Genomic DNA, 21775 nt, shown 5'->3' with positions numbered 1-21775 from the left:
CCGAACCGGGCACGTGGTCGGGGCGTGGGCCGGGTGGACGGGCGGCCACGGGTGCGGTGGCCCGGAGTGCGGCGCGGCGCGTGGAAGGCGTCATCGGGTGATCACGCCTGCCAGGGCGTCGGCGGCGCCGGCGGAGAAGAACAGGACGCCCATCGGGACCACGCCGATGGCGAGGGTGAGGACGATCAGCGGGGACCAGGCGACCAGTTCGCCCGGTCGGAGGCGGCCGGTCGCGGTCGTGGTGAGCGCGGTGACCGGTGGCGTCGCGGCGCCGTGGGTGACGCGGCGGAGCAGGCGCAGGAAGTACGCGGCGGCGAGGGCGGCGCCGATGGCCGCGACGACGCCGAGGGTGGTCCAGAGGGGGCCGCCGCGCTCGAAGGCGGCGACGACCGCGAACGCCTCACCCCAGAAGCCGGCGAGGCCGGGCAGCCCGAGGGACGCGATGGCGGCGAACGCGAGAACGCCGCTGAGCGCCGGCGCGGTCTCCCGCAGCCCGCCGAGCTGGGCGAGGTCGCCGGTGTGCGTGCGGTCCTTGATGCCGCCCGCCACGAAGAACAGCAGGCCGGTGATGACGCCGTGGGCGATGTTGCCGATGAGGGCGGCCTGGAAGCCGGTCGTGGTGAGGGTGGCGACGCCGAGGAGGACGAAGCCCATGTGGCCGACGGAGGAATACGCGATGAGGCGCTTGAGCTCCGTCTGGGCGAGGCACACGAGGCCCCCGACGATGATGGCGGCGGTCGCGAGGATCCCGAGGACCGGCGCGCTGCGGGCGGCGGCCTCCGGCGCGACGCCGACGGCGACGCGGAGCAGGCCGTAGGTGCCCATCTTCAGCAGGACGCCGGCGAGGATGACCGAGCCGACGGTCGGCGCCTCGGTGTGCGCGGCGGGCAGCCAGGTGTGCAGCGGCCAGAGCGGGCTCTTGACCGCGAACGCCACGGCGAGCAACACGAACGCGAGCAGCTGCACGCCGCCGCCCATCCGGGTGCTCGTCGGGTCGGACAGCGCGACGAGGTCACCGGTGCCGGCGGCCGACACGACGGTGAAGATGCCGACGAGCAGCAGCACCGAGCCGAACAGCGTGTACAGCACGAACTTGCGCGCGGCGCGGCGGCGGTCGGGGCCGCCCCAGACGGCGATGACCGCGTACATCGGCAGGAGGACGACCTCGAAGAACACGAAGAACAGCACCAGGTCGAGGGCGAGGAACACGCCGATGATGCCGACCTCGAGGACCAGCAGCAGCGCCACGAGGAGCCGACCGCGGCCGGGGTCGGGCACCCGCCAGAGGCAGTACGCGCAGCAGAGCATCGTCAGCCCGGCCGTGAGCGCCACGAGCGGATACGAGATGCCGTCGATGCCGAGATGGAACCGCAGGCTCAGGTCGGGCGCCCACGGCAGGTCAATCTCGGCCCACGGCGCGATGGGGTTGGCCTTGATGGGCGCGAACGTCGGGACCTCGCTCGCCGACGACGGCGGATCCCCGCCGGGCAGGAACGCGAGGACCACGCCGCAGTTCGCGGCGGCGAAGGCGGCGCCACCGATGCGGGCGACCCGGTCGAGCCTCGCCGGCATGCCCGCCGCGAAGAGCGCCCCGATCGCCGGGACGATCAGCAGCGCGAGGAGCAGACCCTGATCGGCGCTCACCAGGACACCCCCACGACAAGTGCGACGACAGCGGCTGTGCCCCCGGTGTGCTGGGGCCGTGCGGGCGCCCCGGCCGAGGGGCGGGCCGGACGGGCAACCGGTCCGGCGCCCGCTGGAACATTCCGGCGAGCGGCACGGGACACCGCCGGACCGGCAGCAGGCGGCGCCGCGAAGGCCGGCCGGACCACCGATACCGGGCTCCCGCAGACACCCCCGCGCCGACCACGACGGGAAGCACGGCCGCCGGCGAGGGCCAGACGAGGCGGCGCAGCGGCGGCGGCACGGGCCACCTCGACCTGGCTGCGGAGTAGCGGCTCAGCAGACTGGCAGACCGACGGCCGGACCAGGTGCCCGACGCGCCGCACGGCCGGAAAGCGCACTGGCGACCAAACCCGGACGTGAACACACGGGCCGGGTGGCGGCGGGGTCGGGAGCGGGGACCGGGTCACCAGGACACCCCCACGACGAGGGCGATGACCACGGTCAGCAGGGCGGCGCCGGTCAGGACGGTGGTGACGGCGCGGGGCAGGCCGGCGGTGTGGGCCCGGGTGAGGAGGCCGCCGGTGGTCGTGGCGGCGGTGCCCGTGGCGTCGACGGCGCCGTCGACGGCGGACTCGTCGGTGCGGCGGGCGAGGCGGGCCAGGGCGGTGACTGGGCGGGTGACCAGGGCGTCCTGGACGGCGTCGAGGTAGAAGGCGTTGGCCAGCAGGCGGGTGACGGCGGTGTCGGGCAGGGCGGCGGCCGGGTCGCGCCGCCAGGCGAGGGCGGCCCCCGCGACCAGCAGGGCGAGCGGGATCAGCGCGAAGGCGCCCACCTCGGCGATGGGCCCGTCGCCGCCGAGGCGGGTGGCGAAGGCGGCCGACAGGCCGGCGAAGCCGAGCAGGACCGTCGGCACTGCCAGGACGAGGAGCGGGCCGCGCATCGCCCACGGGGGCTCGTGCGCGGTGCGGGCGGTGGCGGTGCGGGCGTCGCCGAAGAACGTGCGGCGCCAGAGGCGGACCACGTAGGCCGCGGTGAGCAGGACGGTGAGCGCGGCGGCGGCCAGCACGAGCCAGGCCGCCCATCGGGGCAGCGGGGATGAGGCGGTCTCGTCGTGGGCGGCGTGCCAGGCGGCCTCGATGATCGAGTCCTTGCTCCAGAAGCCGGCGAGGGGTGGGACACCGGCGAGGGCGGCAAGGCCGGCGGTCATGGTCCAGAAGGTCACCGGCATGCGGGGCCGCAGCCCGCCCATGGCGGCCATGAGGTTGGTGCCGACGGCGTGGATGACGGCGCCGGCCGCGAGGAAGAGCAGCGCCTTGAAGGCGGCGTGCGTGAGCAGGTGGAACAGGGCCGCGGCCGGGGCGCCGACGGCGAGGGCGCCGGTCATGTACCCCAGCTGGCTGACCGTCGACCAGGCCAGGACCCGCTTGATGTCGTCCTGCCCGAGGGCGGCGAGGGCGCCGAGCAGCATCGTGATCGACGCCATGACCGCGAGGACGGTGACGGCCGCGGCCGAGCGCTCGAACAGCGGGTGGAGCCGGGCGACGACATAGACGCCGGCGGCGACCATCGTCGCGGCGTGGATCAGGGCGGAGATCGGGGTCGGGCCGGCCATGGCGTCGGGCAGCCAGGTGTGCAGCGGGAACTGGGCGCTCTTGCCGGCGACGCCCGCGAGGAGCAGGACGCAGGCGGCGGTGAGGGTGCCGGCCGGCAGGTCCGCCGCGAAGATGTCGGCGATGCGGAAGCTGTGGGCCTGCAGCCCGAGCAGCACGATGCCGAGCAGGAAGCCGACGTCGCCGACGCGGGTGACGAGGAACGCCTTGACCGCGGCGCGGGGCGCCTCGGGGAGCCGGCGGTCGTGGCCGATCAGCAGGTAGGAGCAGATGCCCATGATCTCCCAGCCGACCAGCAGGGCGATCAGGTCGCCGGAGACGACGACGAGCAGCATCGCGCCGGTGAACAGGCTGACCTGCGCGGCATACGGCGCATAGCGCTCGTCGTCGTGCAGGTAGGCCACCGAGTAGAGCTGGACGCAGAGCGCGACGACGCCGACGGCGACCGCGACCAGGCCGGCCGGGCCGTCGAGCCAGGTGCCGAGCCGCACGGAGAACCGCCCGAACTCCGCGACGGTGAGCCCGGCGTCGGCCGGCCGCGGGCCCCGCACGGCGACGGCGACGGCGCAGGCCAGGGCGGCCGCGGCGGCGCCGGTGCCGAGCGCGGCCGCGACGCCGCGGCGCTGATACCGCAGGAGCAGCCCGAGCAGGCCGGCGGCGAGCGGGACGGCGGGCAGCGCGAGCCCGAGCAGGTCCGCCTTCACCGCGCCACCTCCGAGTCGGGTGCAGGGGCCTCGGTGAGCGGCAGGTCCTCGACGTCGACGGACCGGCGCAGCCGGTACAGCTGGAGAATCAGCGCGAGCCCCACGCCGATCTCGGCGGCGGCGAGCACGATGACGAACAGGGTGAAGGACTGGCCGCTGTGCGGCACGACCGACCGGATCGTCGCGTCGGCGGTGACGAACACCAGGTTGACGGCATTGAGCAGCAGCTCGACCGCCATCAGCAGCAGGACGGCATTGCGCCTGACGATCACGCCATAGACGCCGATGGCGAAGAGCAGCGCCGCGATCGTGAACGGCAGGACCGGATGCATCAGCGCCCCCGCGAGTCGGAGCGGGAGCGGGTGCTGATGTCGGGCCGGGACACCACGATCGCGCCGACCAGCGCCGCCAGCAGCAGCACCGACACCAGCTCGAAGGGCAGGACCCAGGTGCGGAACACCGCGCCGCCGATCGCCTCGGCGGTGCCGGGCGCGGGCAGCCCGACCCGGCTCCAGTGGAACGCGTCGGCGAACAGGACCACGAGCCCGGCGCCGGCGCCGGCGCCGACGAGCGCGCCGGGCCAGCGGGCCCGGTCGAGATCGTCGCTGGCGCCGATCGGCGCGCGGGTCAGCATCACCGCGAAGAGCAGCAGGACCACGACGGCGCCGACATAGAGCAGCACCTGCACCCAGGCGAGCAGCTCGGCCGACAGCACGAGATAGAGCCCGGCCACCGCGCCGAGCGTCACAACGAGCCAGAGCCCGGCGCGCACGACGTGGCGGGTGGTCACGACCAGCAGGCCGGCGCCCAGCGCGACGGCGCCGAGCGCGGCGAGCAGCACATCCGCCGCTGTCATCCCGATGCCACCCTCATGGCGGACATCCTGCCACCAGGGTGTGACAGGTTTCGACCGGCGGGCGGCAAAAGACGAGCAAAAAGCTACGCCCGGAAGCGCGACACCACCCGGCTCAGCTCCGCGGACATGCCCGCCAGCTCCGCCGCCGCCGTCTCCGTCTCCTGCACGCCGACGCTCGTGGACTGCGCCGCCTTCGCCACCCGGTCGATGCTGGCCGCGATCTCGGTGCTGCCGTTCGCCGCGTTCGCCGCGTTGCGCCCCATCTCGTTCGTCGTCGCGGTCTGCTCCTCGACCGCCGAGGCGATCGTCGTCTGGTAGCCGTTGACGCTCTCGATGACCTCGCTGATGCGGCTGATCGCGGCCACGGCGCTGGCCGCGTCGGCCTGGATCGCGGAGATCCGCTGGCTGATGTCCTCGGTGGCCTTCGCGGTCTCCTGGGCGAGGTCCTTGACCTCGTTGGCGACGACGGCGAAGCCCTTGCCGGCCTCGCCGGCGCGGGCGGCCTCGATCGTCGCGTTCAGCGCGAGCAGGTTGGTCTGGGCCGCGATGCCGGTGATGACGTTGATGACGTTGCCGATCTCGGCGCTGGACTCGCCGAGCTTCGCCATGGTGCGGGTGGTCTCGTTGGCGGCCTCCATGGCCTCGTTGGCCACCCGGACCGCCTCGGTGGCGTTCTGCGCGATCTCGCGGATGCTCTCGTTCATCTCGTCGGTGCCGACGGCGACGGTCTGCACGTTGCGCGACACCTCGCCGGCCGCGCCGCTGACGGCGGTGGCCTGCTCGGCGGCGTCGTCGACGCCGGAGGCGATGGTGCGGGCGACGCCGGTGAGCCGGTTGGACGAGCCGGCCAGGGACGTCGCGGAGGTGCCGACGAGGCGGACCATCTCCGCGATGCGGTCGAGGCTGTCGTTCAGCGACCGGCCCATCTGGCCGACCTCGTCACCGCTGGTCACGTCCATGCGGGCGGTCAGGTCGCCGCCGGCGACCTCGTCCAGGACGGTCTTGGCGCGGCGCACCGAGCGCACGATCGAGCGGGCGACGAGGCCCGCGAGGAGCATCGACAGCGCGATGCCGAGCACCAGCATGACGATCAGGCTGGTCCGGGCGGAGCTGTAGGTGTCGGTGGCCCGGTCGGAGATCTTCTTCGCGTTCGCCTGCTCGAGGTCGGCGATCTTGCTGCCGGTGTTCTGCTGCGCCTCCAGGATCGCGCCCATCTCCGGCTTGAAGAGCATCCCCATGGCGGCGGGCGTGTTGCCCTGCCGGGCGGCCGGCAGCAGCTGCTCGTCGCGGATCTTGCGGACCGTGGCCATCTGCCTGGCCAGCTCGTCGGCGAGCTGCCTGCCCTCGGCGGTGTGCCGGCTGGCGAGGTAGCCCGCGTACGCGGCGTCGAACTCGGCGTCGACCGGATTGATGTAGCCGGTGACGATCTGCTCGAGGTTGGCCGCCGGGCTGATGGCCGCCGCATACATGAGCAGCTGCGTCTCGGTCCAGTGGTTCTGCATCCGCTGGGCGTTGTACCCAGGGGCGCCGGCCGTCGCGTACACGTCGCCGGTGTGCTGGTTGAGCACCCGTAGCCGGGTGATCCCGTAGACGCCGACCACCACCGTCACCACCGAGACGAGCAGGAAGCCGATGAACAGTTTCTGCGAGATCCCCAGCCGGGACATGCCGCCACCTCCGCGCAGTCGGCCGCGGCGAAGGCGCGGCTCACCACGAGGATCGGTCAGACAGCGCCGCGACCTGAGCGTTTTGCGGCGGCGGTCTGCTCTTTGGCCGGTTCGCCGCGGGGGTCGTGGGCCGGCGGGGCGGGGACGGTCGCGACCCACTCCTCCAGGCGTTCCTTCTCGTGCAGCAGGTCCCGGATGTCGTGCTCGGCGTACTCGAACTCGGGCGTCCAGTGCAGCGCGTCGAAGGGGCACACCTCGATGCAGATCCCGCAGTACATGCAGAGGGAGAAGTCGATCGCGAACCGGTCGAGCACGTTGCGCTGCCGGGCCCGCGCCGCGCCCGGGACGACGACCTCCTCCTTGTGGGAGTCGATGTAGATGCACCAGTCGGGGCACTCCCGGGCGCACAGCATGCAGACCGTGCAGTTCTCCTCGACGAGCGCGATGACGCCGCGACTGCGGGGCGGCAGGTCGGGCTCGACGTCCGGGTACTGGTGCGTGTGGGAGCGTTGGGTCAGCGTGCCGAGCGTGACGGCGAGACCCTTGACGAGGCCCTTACCAGGAATGTCCACAGTCGGAGACCTTTCAGAGCGCGACCTTGACCGCGGCGGTGAGCACGAGCTGCAGCAACGCGAGGGGGACGAGGATCAGCCAGCAGAGGCGCTGCAGCTGGTCCTCGCGCAGCCGCGGATACGCCACCCGCAGCCAGATCACGACGAACGCGACGGCGAAGACCTTCAGGAGTGTCCACAGCCAGCCGAGCTGGTCGTCGAACGGCCCCTTCCAGCCGCCGAGGAACAGCACGGTGGTGAGGGCGGCGATGACGACGATGCCGACATACTCGGCCAGCAGGAAGAACGCGAAGCGCAGGCCCGTGTATTCGGTCATGTAGCCGAAGACCAGCTCGGAGTCGGCGATCGGCATGTCGAAGGGCGGGCGGCGGATCTCGGCGAGCCCGGCGATGAAGAAGATCAGCATCGCGGGGAGCTGCCACAGCAGCCACCAGGGGCGCCACGCCTCGACGATGCCGGACAGCGACAGCGTGCCGGCGGCCATCGCGACCGACGCCGCCGAGAGCACGAAGGGCAGCTCGTAACCGAGCAGCTGCGCGGCCGCCCGCAGCCCGCCGAGCAGCGAGTACTTGTTGGCGGAGGACCAGGCCGCCATGAGCACGGCGATGACGCCGATGCCGACGACCGCGAGGACGAAGAACAGCCCGACGTCGAGCGGCTGGGCGACGAGGCCGTGCGGGCCGAGGGGGATGACGAGCAGGACGGCAAGGTAGGGCAGCAGCGCGACGACCGGCGCGAGCCGGAACACCGGCCGGTCGGCGGCGCGCGGGGTGATGTCCTCCTTCTGCACGAACTTGACGCCGTCGGCGACCAGCTGGGCCCAGCCGTGGAAGGCGCCGGCATACATGGGGCCGAGGCGGCCCTGCATGTGCGCCATCACCTTGTGCTCGGCCTGGCCGACGATGAGCGGCAGGGTGAGGAACGCGCCGACGACGACCAGCACGCGCAGCGCCAGCTCCAACCAGATCGGCATCAGGTCCGGCCTCCCGGCCACTCGCTGGGGTCCGGGACGCCCGGTGGACGCATCGGGGCACGCTTGCTGACGGTGTGCTCGCTCTCCCCGGGCTCCTTCGCGCCGGGCCACGGCTTGGCGACCCGGGACGCGAGGACGAACTCCTTGCGCAGCGGGTGCCCTTCGAACTCCGGCGGCAGCAGCAGCGGCGTGAGCGCGTCGTTGCCGGTGAAGTCGATGTCGAACATCTCGTGGGTCTCGCGCTCGTGCCAGGCCGCGCCCGGATAGACACCGACGGCGGTGGGCACCGACGGCGCGAGCCGCGGCAGCACCGCGCGCAGCAGCACGCCGGACAGGCGCGACGTCGAATAGACGTGCGCCACCACGGCGAAGCCACCCGGCAGCTCGTCGACGGCGGACAGCCAGTCGAAGAAGTCACAGGCCAGCTCGTCGCGCGCGATGCGGAGCGCCTCCGCCCAGCGCTCCGGCGGCACGTCGACCGTCGGCCGGGCGAAGCGACCGCCGCCGGCGGACTCGGTCACGGACGCACCGTCGCCGAACAGCTCGCCGATCTCGTCCGAATCCATGCCCGCGATCCTAAGGCTTGTGTACCGGAGGGGCGGTCAGCGCTTTGACGTCGGTCCGGTTGACGCCGCCGAGCCCCGACCGCTCCCCCGCGATCTTGTCCTGGAGCTTCATGATGCCGTGCAGCAGCGCCTCGGGGCGGGGCGGGCAGCCGGGGATGTAGACGTCGACGGGGATGATCTGGTCGACGCCCTTGGTGACGGAGTAGGAGTCCCAGTAGGGCCCGCCGCAGTTGCTGCACGCGCCGAAGCTGATCACGTACTTCGGCTCCGGCATCTGGTCATAGAGCCGCTTGACCGCGGGCGCCATCTTGTCGGTGACGGTGCCGGAGACGACCATGAGGTCGGCCTGGCGCGGCCCGTGCGCGAACGGGATGACGCCGAGGCGCATGAAGTCGTGCCGCCCCATCGAGGTGGCGATGAACTCGATCGCGCAGCAGGCGAGACCGAAGTTGAACACCCACAGCGAATAGCGGCGGCCCCAGTTGAGCACGAACTTGATCGGGTCACCCAGGACACTCGACATGCCTTTCAGCCTACGCTCGTCGGCCGCTGCAGCAGACTGAGGAATGCGACCAGTAACTGCTCGCGCACGGCCGGTGGCGCCGCGTTCAACAACGTGTTGATCACGGCCATCCGATCGGGCAGCACCGACGGACCGGAGCCGACACCGAGGGCGGCCGCGACCGCTTCGACGGACCCCAGGAGATCGAAAATCCCGTCAGGAAGCGCGACCGGCCCGAGTGCGCGGGCGGCGTCGACCGAGGCGGCGAGATCCGCCGCGAACTCCGACACCCGGGGCGCCACCGCCGCGGTCACCGTCAGGTGTACCGACGGCGCGATGTCCCCGTGCTGGAACTGCGGCTGCGTGTGCCACCCCCGCGCCGCCAGCTCGTCCGCGAGCACGAAGAGATCCACCGAGGTGGACTGGAACGCGACCACCGTCGACTCGACCGGCAGCAGGACGAGCCCGTCCACGGCGGAGACGGCGGCGGCCAGCCCGCGCACCGCCTCAAGGGTGGTGGCGGCCAGCGCCAGGTAGCCGTCGTCGCCGAGGTGCCGCAGCGTCGCCCAGGCGGCCGCGATCGGCCCGCCGGAGCGGGTCGAGGAGATGACCGGGTTGACCATCGTGTACCCCGGCCAGTCGGCGTAGCCGAAATACTGCGGCAGCCGCAGCCGCTCGTCGCGGTGCAGCAGGACCGAGACGCCCTTCGGCGCGTACGCGTACTTGTGCAGGTCGACGGAGATGCTGGTGACGCCCGGGACGGACAGGTCGAACGGCGGGACCGGCTCGCCGAGGCGGCGCAGGAACGGCAGCGTCCACCCGCCGAAGCAGGCGTCGACGTGGCAGCGGACCCCGGCCGCGGCGGCGGCGGCCGCGATCGGCTCGACCGGGTCGATGAGCCCGTGCGCGTAGGACGGCGCCGAGCACGCCACGAGCACCGTGGAGGGCCCGATGGCCGCCGCGACCGCCGCCGGGTCGACCCGGAGGTCGGCGCCGACCGGGACGACATCCAACGCCACCCGGAGGTAGGCGGCGGCCTTCGCGAGCGCGGCGTGCGCCGTCACCGGCATCACCAGGCGCGGCTCGGCGATGTGCGGCGCGGCGTCCCGGGCGGCCTTCACCGCGAGGATGAGCGACTCGGTGCCGCCGCTGGTGACGCTGCCGACCGTCGCCGGGCCGCCGCCGAGGACCGCCGCGGCCATGCCGACGAGGTCGTTCTCCATCCGCAGCAGCGACGGGAACGCGGTCGGGTCCAGCCCGTTGACGTGCGCGGACGACGCGTACGCGGCGGCGGCCAGCTCGTCGAGCCCGGGCACCGCCGGGTCGTAGACGTAGGCGAACAGCCGCCCGCCGTGCGTCGGCAGGTCAGCCTTGCGCAGCTCGGCGAGCTCCGCGAGCACCTGCTCGGCCGGGACACCCTTCACGAGACCTCCTCGGTGAGCCGTCGTTCGGTCAGGTCGTAGCCTCGCAGACCGATGAGCGCCGATGCCACGACGATGGCCGGCACGACGGTGAATCCGAGCAAAACCCCGAGTTTCGCGGTGTCCGACTGCACGGCCGCCTCCCCCGACGAGCTGGAGACGTATCCGAAGATCGCCAGCAGGACGGCGAAGACGCCGGGGCCGAGCGCCATGCCGAACGTCTCCCCCGCGGTCCACAGGCCGGTGAACACGCCGGCCTGGCGCCGCCCGGTCCGCCGCGCGTCGAAGGCGATGCAGTCCGGCAGCATGGCCATGCCGAAGACCTGCTGCCCCGCGTATCCGCTGCCGACGAGCCCGGTGAGGACGTACACGGCGACGGCGGGCAGCAACGGGGCGAACGCCAGCAACGCCGCGGCGGCCGCGAACACCAGCGACGCGACCGTGTAGGAGCGCAGCTTCCCGAGCCGCGCGCCGACCCGGGTCCAGACCGGCATCACGAGCAGCGCCGGGCCGACGAAGCAGGCGAAGAGCAGCGTCGCGCCGGTGTCCGGGGACTCGAGGATCTGCGTGGCGAAGTAGCTGACCCCGGCGAGCATCGTGGCGATGCCGGCGGCCTGCACGACGAAGCAGATCAGCAGCAGCCGGAACGGCCGGTTGCCCCGCACGACCTTCAGCTGCGCGGCGAACGACGGCTCGCTCGGCAGCACCGTGCCGACCGGGGCGCTCCTGGTGCCGAAGAAGGAGCCGAAGGTGCCGATGAGGATCAACGCCGCGACGAACACCCCCATCGCCCGGTGACCGGGGACGCCGCCCCCGAACTGCTTCGTCACCATCGGCGACAGCGCGCCGGAGACCAGGATCGCGACCGCGAGGATCGCGACCCGCCAGCTCATCAGCCGGGTCCGCTCGGCGTAGTCGTCGGTCATCTCGGCCGGCATCGCGACGTAGGGCACCTGGTAGAACGCGAACGCGGTCGCCGCGAGCAGGAACATCACGGCCGCGTAGGCGGCCGATCCGCCACCGAACGGCGCGGCGAAGATCCCGGCGAACAGCACCGCGAGCGCGAGGCCGCCGAAGAGCAGAAATGGCCGCCTGGCACCCATCGAGGTGCGAGTACGATCGGAAATCCTCCCGGCAACCGGGTTGATCAGCACATCCCACGCCTTCGGCGCCAGCACCAGCAGCCCGGCCACCCCGGCAGCGACGCCGAGGGTGTCCGTCAGGTATGGCAGTAGGAGGAGTCCCGGCACGGTGCCGAACGCGCCGGTGACCAGTGAGCCGAGCGCGTAGCCCGCCCGCACACGTCCCGGCAGGACCTCGGTTCGCACGTCTGGGGCCATGGTCCACGGATGCTAGCCATCGCCTCGCAGGAAAGGAACCTCCGCTGTCCACCGCGCTGCTGCAGCCCCAGTCACGCCCCAGGTCGTCGGTGCCTGCCGGGGTCGCCGCCGGGCATCCGGCCACGACCGAGGTCGGGCTGCGGATCCTCGCCGCCGGCGGGTCCGCGGCCGACGCCGCCGTCGCCGCGATGCTGGCGGGATGCGCCGCGGAGAGCGTCCTGACCGGGCTGGCCGGCGGTGGGTTCGCGACCTACTTCGACGCGTCCACCGGCGAGGTCACCTGCCTCGACTTCTTCTGCTCGGTGCCCGGCCTGGGCAGCACCACCCCCGCGGCCCCGATGGTGCCGATCAAGATCTCCTTCGGCGGTGTGCCGCAGCGGTACGAGATCGGCGCGTCGAGCGTCGGCGTGCCCGGCATCCCGGCCGGGGCCGGCGAGATCCACCGGCGCTGGGGCCGCCTCCCCTGGCAGCGGATCGTGGCGCCGGCGCAGAACCTGGCCCGCAGCGGCGTGCTCCTGCCGGGTGCGCACGCCCGGACGCTCGTGTCGCTCGCGCCGGCGATGCTGCCGGGTCTCGGTGCCGCGGTGTACGCGCCGGACGGGCGGCTCCTGGAGGGCGGCGAGCTGCTGCACCACCCCGGGCTCGACACGACGTTCGGGATCCTGGCGGAGGAGGGCCCGGCCGCCTTCTACACCGGGCGGATCGGCGCCGCGATGGTGGCGGAGGTGGCCGCCGGCGGTGGCGTGCTCAGTCCGCTGGATCTGTCGTCGTACCGCGTGATGCAGGCACCGGTCTCATCGGCCTCGTTCGGTCCCTGTCGGGTGCTGGCCCGCGCCGACCTGAACGAGACGATCAGGACCATCGCCGCGCTGCCGCCCCTGTTCTCGCCGCTCGATCTCGCGTCGGCGCTGCTGGCGTACGGGTCGCAGCGCCTCGGCGACACCACCAACATCTCGGTCGTCGACAGCGCGGGCAACGCCTGCGTGATCACCATGACGCTCGGGATCGGGGCCGGGGTGTGGCTGCCCGGCCTGGGCGTCCACCTCAACTCGATGCTCGGCGAGGGCGAGCTGATCCGCCCCGGCACGCTGCCCGGCGAGCGGATGGCGTCGTGCATGTGCCCGGCCGTGGTCCTGGACCCCGCCGGCGCGCTGGTCATGGCGATCGGCTCGGCCGGCGCGACCCGCATCCGCACCGCGATCATCCAGACGCTCACCAACGTCCTCGTCCACGGCGACGACATGACGACCGCGATCCGCCGGCCGCGCTTCCACCCCGTGTCGGTGGACGGGTCGCGGCTCGTCCACCTGGAGCCCGGCTGCGACCCGTCGCACTTCAACGGCTTCAAGGTGCAGCACTGGGACCGGCTCGACCACTACTTCGGCGGCGTCAGCGCCGTCGGTCTCGCGGGGGCCGCCGGCGACCCCCGCCGCGGCGGCGTGGGCCGCACGCTGTAGGCGCTCTAGAGCAGGACCAGGTCGTCGCGGTGGACGACCTCGCGCTCGTACGCCGGGCCCAGCGCGGCGGCGAGCTCCCCCGTCGACCGGCCGAGCAGCGGCGGCAGCTCGGCCGCGTCGTAGTTGACCAGGCCGCGGGCCACCGGCACGCCGCCCACGTCGACCAGGTCAACCGGGTCCCCCGCGGCGAACCGGCCGTCGACCGCGGTGATCCCGGCGGGCAGCAGCGACGCGTGCCGCTGCCGCACTGCCTGCACGGCGCCGGGGTCCAGGTGCAGCCGGCCGCGGGGGCTGGTGGCGTGCGCGAGCCAGAACAGCCGCGCCTGCGGCCGCTCCCGCAGCCGGTGGAACAGCGTCCCGACCGGCTCCCCGTCGAGCACCGCCTTGGCGTCGGGCGCGGAGGCCAGCACCACCGGGATGCCGCTCGTCGTCGCGATCCTCGCCGCCTCGACCTTCGTCACCATGCCGCCGGTGCCGACCCCGGCCTTCCCGGGCCGCTTCACGTCGATGTCCAGCAGGTCGTCCGGCGTTCGCACGTCGGTGATCTTCTTGGAGGTCGGGAGCGACGGGTCGCCGGTGTACAGGCTGTCCACGTCCGACAGCAGCACCAGCAGATCCGCGTGGACGAGGGACGCGACCAGCGCGGCGAGCCGGTCGTTGTCCCCGAACCGGATCTCCTCCGTGGCGACCGTGTCGTTCTCGTTGACGACCGGGACCGCCCGCAGGTCGAGCAACCGGCGCAGCGTCCGGTACGCGTTGCGGTAGTGCGCCCGGCGGGTCACGTCGTCGACCGTCAGCAGCACCTGCCCGACGACCCTGCCGTGCCTGGCGAACGCGTCGTTGTAGGCCCGCATCAGCAGCCCCTGCCCGACGCTCGCCGCCGCCTGCTGCGTCGCGAGGTCCTTCGGCCGCTTCAGCAGCCCCAGCGGCGCCAGCCCGGCCGCGATCGCCCCCGACGACACCAGCACCACCTCCGCGGGGCTCCCCGCCAGGGCGTCGACGAGCGCATCGACCCGCTTGCCGTCGAGCCCGCCGGCCGCGGTGGTCAGCGACGACGACCCGACCTTGACCACGATCCGTCGAGCCTCGGTGACCTGGGTGCGCACGCCGCCTATCTTGCCGGGTCGCCGTCGTCGATCCACGGTAGGTTCCCATATCGTGGCCGACGACGACTTCACAGAACTGGTCCTCACCGTGGTGGAACGCATCCCGCCCGGCCGCGTCATGTCCTACGGCGCCATCGCCGAGTACCTGGGTCGCGGCGGCCCCCGCCAGGTCGGCGCCGTCATGTCCCACTACGGCGGCGGCGTCCCCTGGCACCGCGTCGTCGCCGCCAACGGCCGCCTCGTCCCGGGCCACGAGCAGGAGGCCCTCCGCCGCCACCGCGAGGAAGGCACCCCGCTCAGGTCGGACAAAATCGACATGCGCCGAGCCGCCTGGTGGCCCGACGACACCCCCTGACGCTGCTCCCGCCCCGGCCTCATGATCCCGAACGATTCCGGCAGCCAGAACAGCCACAACCGTTCGGGATCATGCGAATGGGCGGGAGGGGTCAGGCGGAGACGGCGAGGGCGAAGGGCAGGACCGCCGGAGCGCCGGCGCGCAGCAGGAGGCGGCCGGCGATGGCCATCGTCCAGCCGGTGTCGACCAGGTCGTCGACGAGGAGGACCGGGCCGTCGAGAGTCCCCAGCCGGGCGGCCAGCTCCGGCGGGACCGTGAAGGCGGTGTGCAGGGCGCGGACCCGCTGGGCGCTGTTGGTGCGGGAGACGGCGTCGGCCGTGTGGGCCGGCTGGACCGTGCCGAGCAGCGGCATCCGGCCGACCTCGGCGATGCGGGCGCCCAGCGACTCCAGCAGGACGGGAGTGCTCTGGGAGCCGAGGACCACGACGCCGACGGGGCGGGCGGGCCAGCGCTCGTCGCCCTTCGCCCACTCGGTCAGGGTGGCGACGACGCCGGCGAAGATGTCGTCGGGGAGCGGGGCATCGGGGGCGGCGAGCAGCCTGCGCAGCTTGTCGCCCCAGCCGAGGTCGCTGAGCCGGCCGATCGCCCGGCCGGGGAGGGTCTGCTCGGCGGGCGGGATCTTGCCGGTGAGGGAGACGCCGACGGCGGAGAGGCCCGTCGGCCACAGCTTGCGCGGGGCGATCTCGACGCCGGTGCGGCCGAGGTGGGCGCGGGCCGAGGCGAGGGCGTCGTCGGAGACCTCCGCCGGATACCAGGTGCCCGCGCAGGTGTCGCAGCGACCGCAGGGGACGGCGCCCGGGTCGTCGAGGGTCCGGCGCAGGAACTCCAGGCGGCACGTGGTCAGGGCGGCATACTCGCGCATCGCGTCCTGCTCGGCGGCGCGGGCGGCGTCGATGCGGTCATAGCGCTCGCTGTCGTGGCGCCAGGGCGCGCCGGTGGACTCCCAGCCGCCGCGGACGCGACGGACGGCACCGTCGACGTCGAGGACCTTGAGCATCAGCTCGAGCCGCCCGCGGCGCAGCTCGACCTGCGGCTCGATGGCGGCGGTGGACATCGGCCGGCCCGCCGCGCCGAGGACGGACAGCACGCCGCGGACCTGCGCCTCGGGCGGGAAGGCGAGGGACGCGAAATACCGCCAGATCGCCTGGTCCTCGGTGCCGGGCAGGAGCAGGACGTCGGCCTTGTCGACGGCGCGGCCGGCCCGGCCGACCTGCTGGTAGTAGGCGATCGGCGACGACGGGGCGCCGAGGTGCACGACGAAGCCGAGGTCGGGCTTGTCGAAGCCCATGCCGAGCGCGGACGTGGCGACGAGGGCCTTGATCCGGTTGTTGAGCAGGTCCTCCTCGGCGGCGAGGCGGTCCGCATTCTCCGTCTGGCCGGTGTAGGCGGCGACCTCGTAACCACAGCCGCGCAGATAGGCGGCGGTCTCGTGGGCGGCGGCGACGGTCAGCGTGTAGATGATCCCGGAGCCGGTGAACGCGCCGAGGTGCTCGCCGAGCCAGGCGAGCCGGTGCGGCGCGGACGGCAGCGTCAGCGAGCCGAGGCGCAGCGACTCGCGGTCGAGCGAGCCGCGCAGCACGAGCGCGTCGCCGAGCTGCTCGGCGACGTCGGCGGTGACGCGGGCATTGGCGGTGGCGGTGGTGGCCAGGACCGGCGTGCCGGGGGCGAGGTCGGCCAGCAGGGTGGCCAGCCGCCGGTAGTCGGGGCGGAAGTCGTGGCCCCAGTCGGAGACGCAGTGCGCCTCGTCGACGACGAGCAGGCCGGTGCTCGCGGCGAGCTTGGGCAGCACGTTGTCGCGGAAGTCGGGGTTGTTGAGCCGCTCGGGCGAGACGAGCAGGACGTCGACGGTGCCGGCGGCGATCTCGCCGGTGATCTGGTCCCACTCCTCCAGGTTGGCCGAGTTGATCGCGCGGGCGGCGATCCCGGCGCGGGCGGCGGCGTCGACCTGGTTGCGCATGAGGGCGATCAGCGGCGACACGATCACCGTCGGGCCGGCGCCACGGGCCCGCAGCAGGGCGGTGGCGATGAAGTACACCGCGGACTTGCCCCAGCCGGTGCGCTGCACGCAGAGGACGCGGCGGCGCTCCGCCACCAGGGCGGAGATGGCGGCCCACTGGTCCTCCCGCAGTTCGGCGGAAGGACCAGCGAGCTTCTTCAGAAGTACCGATGCCTCAGATCGCACCCCACGAACTTAGCCGTCGGGTACGACAGAAACCCGCTAAGGCGTGAACCGGACCGCCGTCCCCGACACCAGCAACGGCTGGTTGAACAGGTACTGCGCGGCCGTGGTGCCGGCGGCGTTCTCGACGCCGACGGTGGCGCCGCCGCCCTTCTCGATGTCGTTGTCCAGGCTGGAGTAGTGCAGCGTGATCACCCCGTCGGGGGCGAACACGACGGAGAACGTCACCCGGTTGTGGACGCCGTTGCCGTAGATGTACGGGTTGCGCCACTCGATCACGACCGAACCGTTGACGAGCGCGGTGCGCACCGACGCCGAGCCGTCGACGACGAGGTCGTCCCAGAAGGCGTAGACGGTCGCGTTCGGGGCGGCGGTCGACGGCAGCGCGGAGTGCTCCACGTAGGCGCCGCCCGGGTTGACGAACGAGACCTTGCCGTTGGTGTCGATCCACGCCGTGGTGTAGGTGACGCCGTACAACGTGACCGGCGCCGGCAGCGTGACCTGCTGGATGTTGTCGTCACCGGTGAGCGTGAGCACCGTGGCGTCGGCCGGGACGAACGGGGTGGCCACCGTGGTGATCCCGTAGTTCCCGGTCGGCGGCGGCGGGGCCGGCAGCGTCAGGTTGAGCGTCTCCGTGGCGGCGTCGACGGTGAGTGCCGCCGACGTCGACTGCCCGTTGGCGGTGGCGCTCACGGTGTACGAGCCGTACGCAACGCTCGAGAAGCTGTACTTGCCCGAGGCGTCGGTGGTCGTCGTCGTGCCTGCCGTGAGGGTCACGGTCGCCCCGGCGACGGGCCCACCGCCCGCGACGCTCACGGTGCCGCTGACCGTCCCGGTGGACGGCGGCGGCGGGGGCGGCGGGGTCGTGCCGCCCGGCGCGGTGAAGATGACCGCGCGGCCGGACTGGAGCTTCGGGGTGTTGACGGAGTACGCGAGGCCCACGGTGCCGTCGGCGTTCTCGATGCCGACCGTCGCCGCGTTGCCCTTCTCGATGTCGTTGTCGAGGCTCGCGTAGTTGGTGACCACGTCACCGTTCTCCGAGAGGATCGCCTCGAACGTGACGCGTCGGCTGGTGTTGCCGTAGATGTACGGGTTGCGCCACTCGACGACGAACTGGCGGTTGGGCGCGGTGCCGAGGGTCGTGGTCCGCACCGACGCGTTGGCGTCGACCACGAGGTCGTCCCAGAAGGCGTAGACCGCCGCGTTGGGCAGGGCCGCGCTCGGCACCGCGGTGTTGTCCCACTTCGGCCCGTTCGGGTTGACCAGGCTGACGACGCCGTTGGTGTCGACCCACGCGGTCGAATACGAAGCGCCGTACAACTTGACCGGGAACGGCAGGGAGATCTGCTGCAGCGCCTCGTCGCCGGTCAGGCTCAGCACCGTCGTGTCGGCGTTGACGAACGCCTTGGTCGCGGTGGTGCACACGTAGCCGAAGCTGTCGGAGCACGTGCCGCCGCCGGTCGCCGCGTAGGTCGCGGTGTAGGTCGTCGCCGTGGTCGGCGCGGTGATCACCTGCGTGGCCGCGCCGCCCTGGCTCCAGGAGCCGAAGGTGTACTGGGTGCTGTTGAGCGTCTGCGGCGTCGGCGCCGACACGGTCTGCGTCGACTTCTGGATGACCGTCGCGGTGAACGGCGTGACGCCGGTGACCGAGCCGACGGTGATGTTGAGGCCGCTCGGCACGGTGTTGAACGTCATGTTCGCGGTCTTCGGGTCCAGCCGGCGGCTGACCGTCGTGCTGAGCCCGCTGCTGTCGGTCGCCGTGAGCCGCAGCTCCACATAGGACGGGTACTCGTGGTCGGGCCCGATGAACGAGCCGGACGCGCCGTCGCTCTCGCTGATGTAGTGCTGGTGGCAGTTGTCGGCCGAGGCGCAGTGCTGCAGGATCAGCTGCCAGTGCAGGTTGGCCGCGGGGACGTTGCCGTCCTGGACGTCGGTGGCGTGTCCGGTGAAGTTGACCGTGTCGTTGGTCGCCCACGTGAAGCCGGCCGCGGGTGTGTCGATCACCGGTACGGGCGCGTCGGAGCCGACGAGGATCTGCAGGTACTTGGTGTCCGACAGCCCGCCCGCGTCGGTGACCCGCAGCTTGGCCGTGTAGTTGCCGGCGGTCGTGTAGGTGAAGCTCGCGGTCGGGCCGGTCGCGTCGTAGCTGCCGTTGTTGGTGAAGTCCCACTGGTACGTGAGGACGTCGCCGCTGTTGGGGTCGCTGGTGCCGGCGGAGTTGAACTGGACGGCCAGGGGCGGCGCGCCGGAGGTCTTGTCCGCGCCGATGACCGCGGTCGGCGGCTGGTTGCCGGCGCTGTAGTTGATCCGGCGGACCGTGCCGCCGTCGACGTCGACGTAGTACAGGTCGCCGCCGGGGCCGATCTCCAGGTCGACGGGGCCGGCCGCGCCGGGCGCGAACGTCTCGATCTTGCTCGGGTCTGGGGTGCCGTTGGTCGGCAGCATCGCGTAGACGCAGCGGCGGGCGTAGTCACCCCAGAAGAGCGCGCCCTGGTACTTGGCCGGGTAGGCGCCGCCGGACGTCGGGTAGAACGCGACGCCGGTCGGGCTGGACCCGCCGGTCGGGCAGCCGTCGTTGTCGTTGACCTGCTGGTGGTGCCCGTAGGTGTAGACCGGACCGGTCGCCGTGTTCTGGTTGTACAGCGAGGTGCACAGGTTCAGGTTCGCGTCGCGGTAGCCGGGCTGCTGCGAGTTGCCCTCGAAGCACGGCCAGCCGAAGTTGGTGACGGGCGTCGCGAGCGGGTTGGGCAGCCGGTTGATCTCCTCCCAGGTCCGCCAGCCGACGTCGCCGATCCAGATCTCGCTGCTGCCGGGCTTGAACGTCCACCGGAAGGGGTTACGCAGGCCGTACGCGACGATCCGCCGCGCGTTGGGGTCGGTGGTCGCGTTGTAGAGCGGGTTGTCGGTCTTCGCGGCGCCGGTGACCGGGTCGATGCGGATGATGGTGCCGCTCAGGCCGGTCGGGTCGCCGAGGGTCCGCACGTCCTGGGAGCGCAGGGCGCCGCCCTCGGAGGTGGGCGGGCTGAGCGCCGCACCGACGCCGCCGGGCGGGTCGCCGCACGGGTTGACCGGGTTGCCCTGCTGGCCCCAGTCGGTGAAGACGGGGCTGGCGCCCTCGCCGCCGCTGACGTAGAGCGCGCCGTCGGGGCCGAAGCGCACGTCGCCCACCGAGTGGGTCTCGAACTGCTGGCACCAGTCGTTGATGAGCACCTGCTCGGTGCCGGTCCACGTGTTGCCGCTCGCGGTGAGCTTCGACAGCCGCCCGCTGACGATGCAGCCGGTGCCGGGTGTCGGGCAGGTGTCGCCGAGGTCGAGTCCGCCGCCGATGGGCTGCGTCGCGGTGTACGTGACGTACACCGACGGGTTGGACGGGAAGTTCGGCGGCAGCGCCAGGCCGAGCAGGCCCTTGTCCTCGTTGTCGTGGACGCGGGCGCTCAGGTCGGCGAACAGGGTCGGCGTCGGGTCCGACAGGCTGTCGTAGACCTGGATCGTGCCGCCCTTCTCCGCGACGAACACCCGTCCGTCAGGAGAGAACACCAGCTTTGTCGGGTGGTTGAGCCCGGACAGCACGACCTGCTCGGAGAACCCGCTCGGCAGGGTGGTCACGGCGCCCGCCGCCTCGGGTGCGGTGAGCGCCGCCGAGGCCGGGACGCAGAGCGCGAGCACTAGGCCCAGGGACAAACGGGAGCGGCGGCGACGCCTCATGAGGGCACTCCTGGATGCGGACGCGCAGGGGGAGACAGCCAGTAGATGTCCACTGTCAGGAAGATGCTGTCGCCAAGCCGACTGGCGCGCCTCGTCCGTTAGGACACAAACAGGCCCGTCGTAGCTGGTCCGCAGGGAGTTGATCAGCGCATCGTGGTGGCTCGATCGCGATGCGCTGATCTTCTATCGGTAGTCCGGCCGTCCGTAGCCCACGATCGGGGCGTAGTCGAGCAGCCGCATCGAGATCCGCTCGCCCTCGCGCGGCGCCTCGATCACCCTGCCGTCGCCGATGTACATGCCGACGTGGCTGACGTCCTTGTAGTAGAAGACGAGATCGCCGGGGCGCAGCTCCTCGCGCCCGATCGGCGTGACGGTCTTCTTCTGCCTCGCCGCGTTGTGCGGCAGGACCACGCCGGCCGCCTTCCATGCGGCCATCGTCAGGCCCGAGCAGTCGAACGTGTCCGGGCCGTCGGCGCCCCACCGGTACACCTTGCCCAGCTGCGAGTAGGCGTACCTGACCGCGCGCCCGGCCGGGTCGTCGGTGAAGCGCGGCACGTAGCCGTCGCGCAGCGCCCCGGACGGCGTCCTGGCGGTGCGTGCGGCCCGGGCCCCGCCGAGCCGCCGGACCTGCGCCTCGATCGTCGCCTTGCGCTGGCCCAGCTCCTGCTCCTGGGTGCGCTGGCGGACCTGGAGGTCGCCGAGGTCGGCCTGCTCCTTCTTGAGCGCGGCCTTGTCGGCCTTCAGGCGGCGCAGCGCGTCGGTACGCCGGCGCTGCAGGTGGTCCAGGGTCGCCAGCTGGTCCATGAACGACTCCGGGGACGGCGCGCTGACGAGCACGGCCGTGCTGGTGACGGCACCGCTGCGGTACAGCCTGGCGGCGAGCTCGTCCGCGTCGCGCTGGGCGGCGTCGACGCTCGCCTGCAGCGGGCCGGTGCGGGCGTTCACCCGCTCGAGCTGCGCCTCGGTGGCGCGCAGGTCGTCGCGTACGGCGTTGAACCGCTCGATGACGCCTTCCAGCTCCTGCCAGGCGGTGGCGAGCTGCCGCTGCCGGTCGGTGACCGGGTCGGCGAACCCGATGCCGGGCACGATCAACGCAGCGACCATGCCCGCGGCCGCGGTCCACATCTTGCCGATTG

The 21775-nt window shown here is 72.6% G+C and carries 16 protein-coding genes and 1 pseudogene; 2 read left to right on the top strand and 15 right to left on the bottom strand.

Annotated elements, in window-relative coordinates; translation table 11 throughout:
• Positions 1-90: 90 nt before the first annotated feature.
• The 11 genes and pseudogenes from ACQEVZ_RS30580 to ACQEVZ_RS30530 form a co-directional block, all read right to left on the bottom strand.
• The gene (locus tag ACQEVZ_RS30580) at positions 91-1644 is read right to left on the bottom strand and encodes a complex I subunit 4 family protein (protein ID WP_433372901.1); all 1554 of its coding nucleotides are present in this window, start codon (positions 1642-1644) and stop codon (positions 91-93) included.
• Positions 1645-2089: 445 nt separating this feature from the next.
• Positions 2090-3940, bottom strand: a complete 1851-nt coding sequence (locus ACQEVZ_RS30575) for an NADH-quinone oxidoreductase subunit 5 family protein (protein WP_433372898.1) — start codon at positions 3938-3940, stop codon at positions 2090-2092.
• Positions 3937-4272: an NADH-quinone oxidoreductase subunit NuoK gene (nuoK, locus tag ACQEVZ_RS30570; RefSeq protein WP_344501862.1), complete on the bottom strand. Its 336-nt coding sequence runs from the start codon at positions 4270-4272 to the stop codon at positions 3937-3939. Before nuoK ends, ACQEVZ_RS30575 begins: the two co-directional genes overlap by 4 nt.
• Positions 4272-4796, bottom strand: coding sequence for an NADH-quinone oxidoreductase subunit J family protein (locus ACQEVZ_RS30565; RefSeq protein WP_344501863.1), 525 nt, complete (start codon positions 4794-4796; stop codon positions 4272-4274). The genes nuoK and ACQEVZ_RS30565 overlap by 1 nt, the downstream gene beginning before the upstream one ends.
• Positions 4797-4879: 83 nt before the next feature.
• Positions 4880-6463, bottom strand: a complete 1584-nt coding sequence (locus tag ACQEVZ_RS30560; RefSeq protein WP_433372893.1) for a methyl-accepting chemotaxis protein — start codon at positions 6461-6463, stop codon at positions 4880-4882.
• A 74-nt stretch (positions 6464-6537) separates the two neighbouring features.
• Positions 6538-7035 (bottom strand): annotated as a pseudogene (locus ACQEVZ_RS30555) (NuoI/complex I 23 kDa subunit family protein); the annotation flags it as partial.
• 13 nt (positions 7036-7048) lie between these two features.
• Entirely contained in the window at positions 7049-8008 is a 960-nt protein-coding gene (gene nuoH, locus ACQEVZ_RS30550; protein ID WP_354890820.1) for an NADH-quinone oxidoreductase subunit NuoH, read from the bottom strand.
• A complete protein-coding gene (locus ACQEVZ_RS30545) occupies positions 8008-8574 on the bottom strand; it encodes an NADH-quinone oxidoreductase subunit C (RefSeq protein ID WP_433372889.1) in 567 nt (188 codons plus the stop codon). The genes nuoH and ACQEVZ_RS30545 overlap by 1 nt, the downstream gene beginning before the upstream one ends.
• 10 nt (positions 8575-8584) lie before the next feature.
• Positions 8585-9097 carry an NADH-quinone oxidoreductase subunit B gene (locus tag ACQEVZ_RS30540; RefSeq protein ID WP_360572281.1) on the bottom strand — a complete coding sequence of 171 codons (513 nt, stop codon included), beginning with the start codon at positions 9095-9097 and terminating at the stop codon, positions 8585-8587.
• A 5-nt stretch (positions 9098-9102) separates the two neighbouring features.
• The gene (locus ACQEVZ_RS30535) at positions 9103-10500 is read right to left on the bottom strand and encodes a pyridoxal phosphate-dependent decarboxylase family protein (RefSeq protein ID WP_433372885.1); all 1398 of its coding nucleotides are present in this window, start codon (positions 10498-10500) and stop codon (positions 9103-9105) included.
• Positions 10497-11825, bottom strand: a complete 1329-nt coding sequence (locus ACQEVZ_RS30530) for an MFS transporter (RefSeq protein WP_433372882.1) — start codon at positions 11823-11825, stop codon at positions 10497-10499. Before ACQEVZ_RS30530 ends, ACQEVZ_RS30535 begins: the two co-directional genes overlap by 4 nt.
• Before the next feature lie 101 nt (positions 11826-11926).
• Between ACQEVZ_RS30530 and ACQEVZ_RS30525 the strand changes: the two genes are divergently transcribed.
• Complete coding sequence (locus ACQEVZ_RS30525) at positions 11927-13294, top strand: gamma-glutamyltransferase (protein ID WP_433372879.1); 1368 nt, start codon at positions 11927-11929, stop codon at positions 13292-13294.
• A gap of 5 nt (positions 13295-13299) precedes the next feature.
• Here the strand turns inward: ACQEVZ_RS30525 and proB are convergent, their stop codons facing one another.
• Complete coding sequence (gene proB, locus ACQEVZ_RS30520) at positions 13300-14409, bottom strand: glutamate 5-kinase (protein WP_433377085.1); 1110 nt, start codon at positions 14407-14409, stop codon at positions 13300-13302.
• Between the two features lie 43 nt (positions 14410-14452).
• On the opposite strand from proB, the gene ACQEVZ_RS30515 reads away from it, so the two are divergent.
• Positions 14453-14755, top strand: coding sequence for an MGMT family protein (locus tag ACQEVZ_RS30515; RefSeq protein WP_344501872.1), 303 nt, complete (start codon positions 14453-14455; stop codon positions 14753-14755).
• A 91-nt stretch (positions 14756-14846) separates the two neighbouring features.
• Here ACQEVZ_RS30515 and ACQEVZ_RS30510 read toward each other — a convergent pair whose 3' ends face one another.
• From ACQEVZ_RS30510 to ACQEVZ_RS30500, 3 genes are all read right to left on the bottom strand, one after another.
• Positions 14847-16937, bottom strand: a complete 2091-nt coding sequence (locus tag ACQEVZ_RS30510; protein WP_433372875.1) for a DEAD/DEAH box helicase — start codon at positions 16935-16937, stop codon at positions 14847-14849.
• 36 nt (positions 16938-16973) lie between these two features.
• Entirely contained in the window at positions 16974-20639 is a 3666-nt protein-coding gene (locus tag ACQEVZ_RS30505; RefSeq protein WP_433372872.1) for a PQQ-dependent sugar dehydrogenase, read from the bottom strand.
• A gap of 183 nt (positions 20640-20822) precedes the next feature.
• Positions 20823-21764, bottom strand: a complete 942-nt coding sequence (locus ACQEVZ_RS30500; RefSeq protein WP_433372869.1) for an NlpC/P60 family protein — start codon at positions 21762-21764, stop codon at positions 20823-20825.
• Between the last annotated feature and the right edge of the window lie 11 nt (positions 21765-21775).

It is taken from the genome of Dactylosporangium sp. CA-152071 (assembly GCF_050936335.1).
In the GTDB taxonomy this organism is placed as follows: Bacteria; Actinomycetota; Actinomycetes; order Mycobacteriales; family Micromonosporaceae; genus Dactylosporangium; species Dactylosporangium maewongense.
Note: the sequence above shows the minus strand (reverse complement) of the source record. Positions and strands in the feature narration are given on the sequence as shown.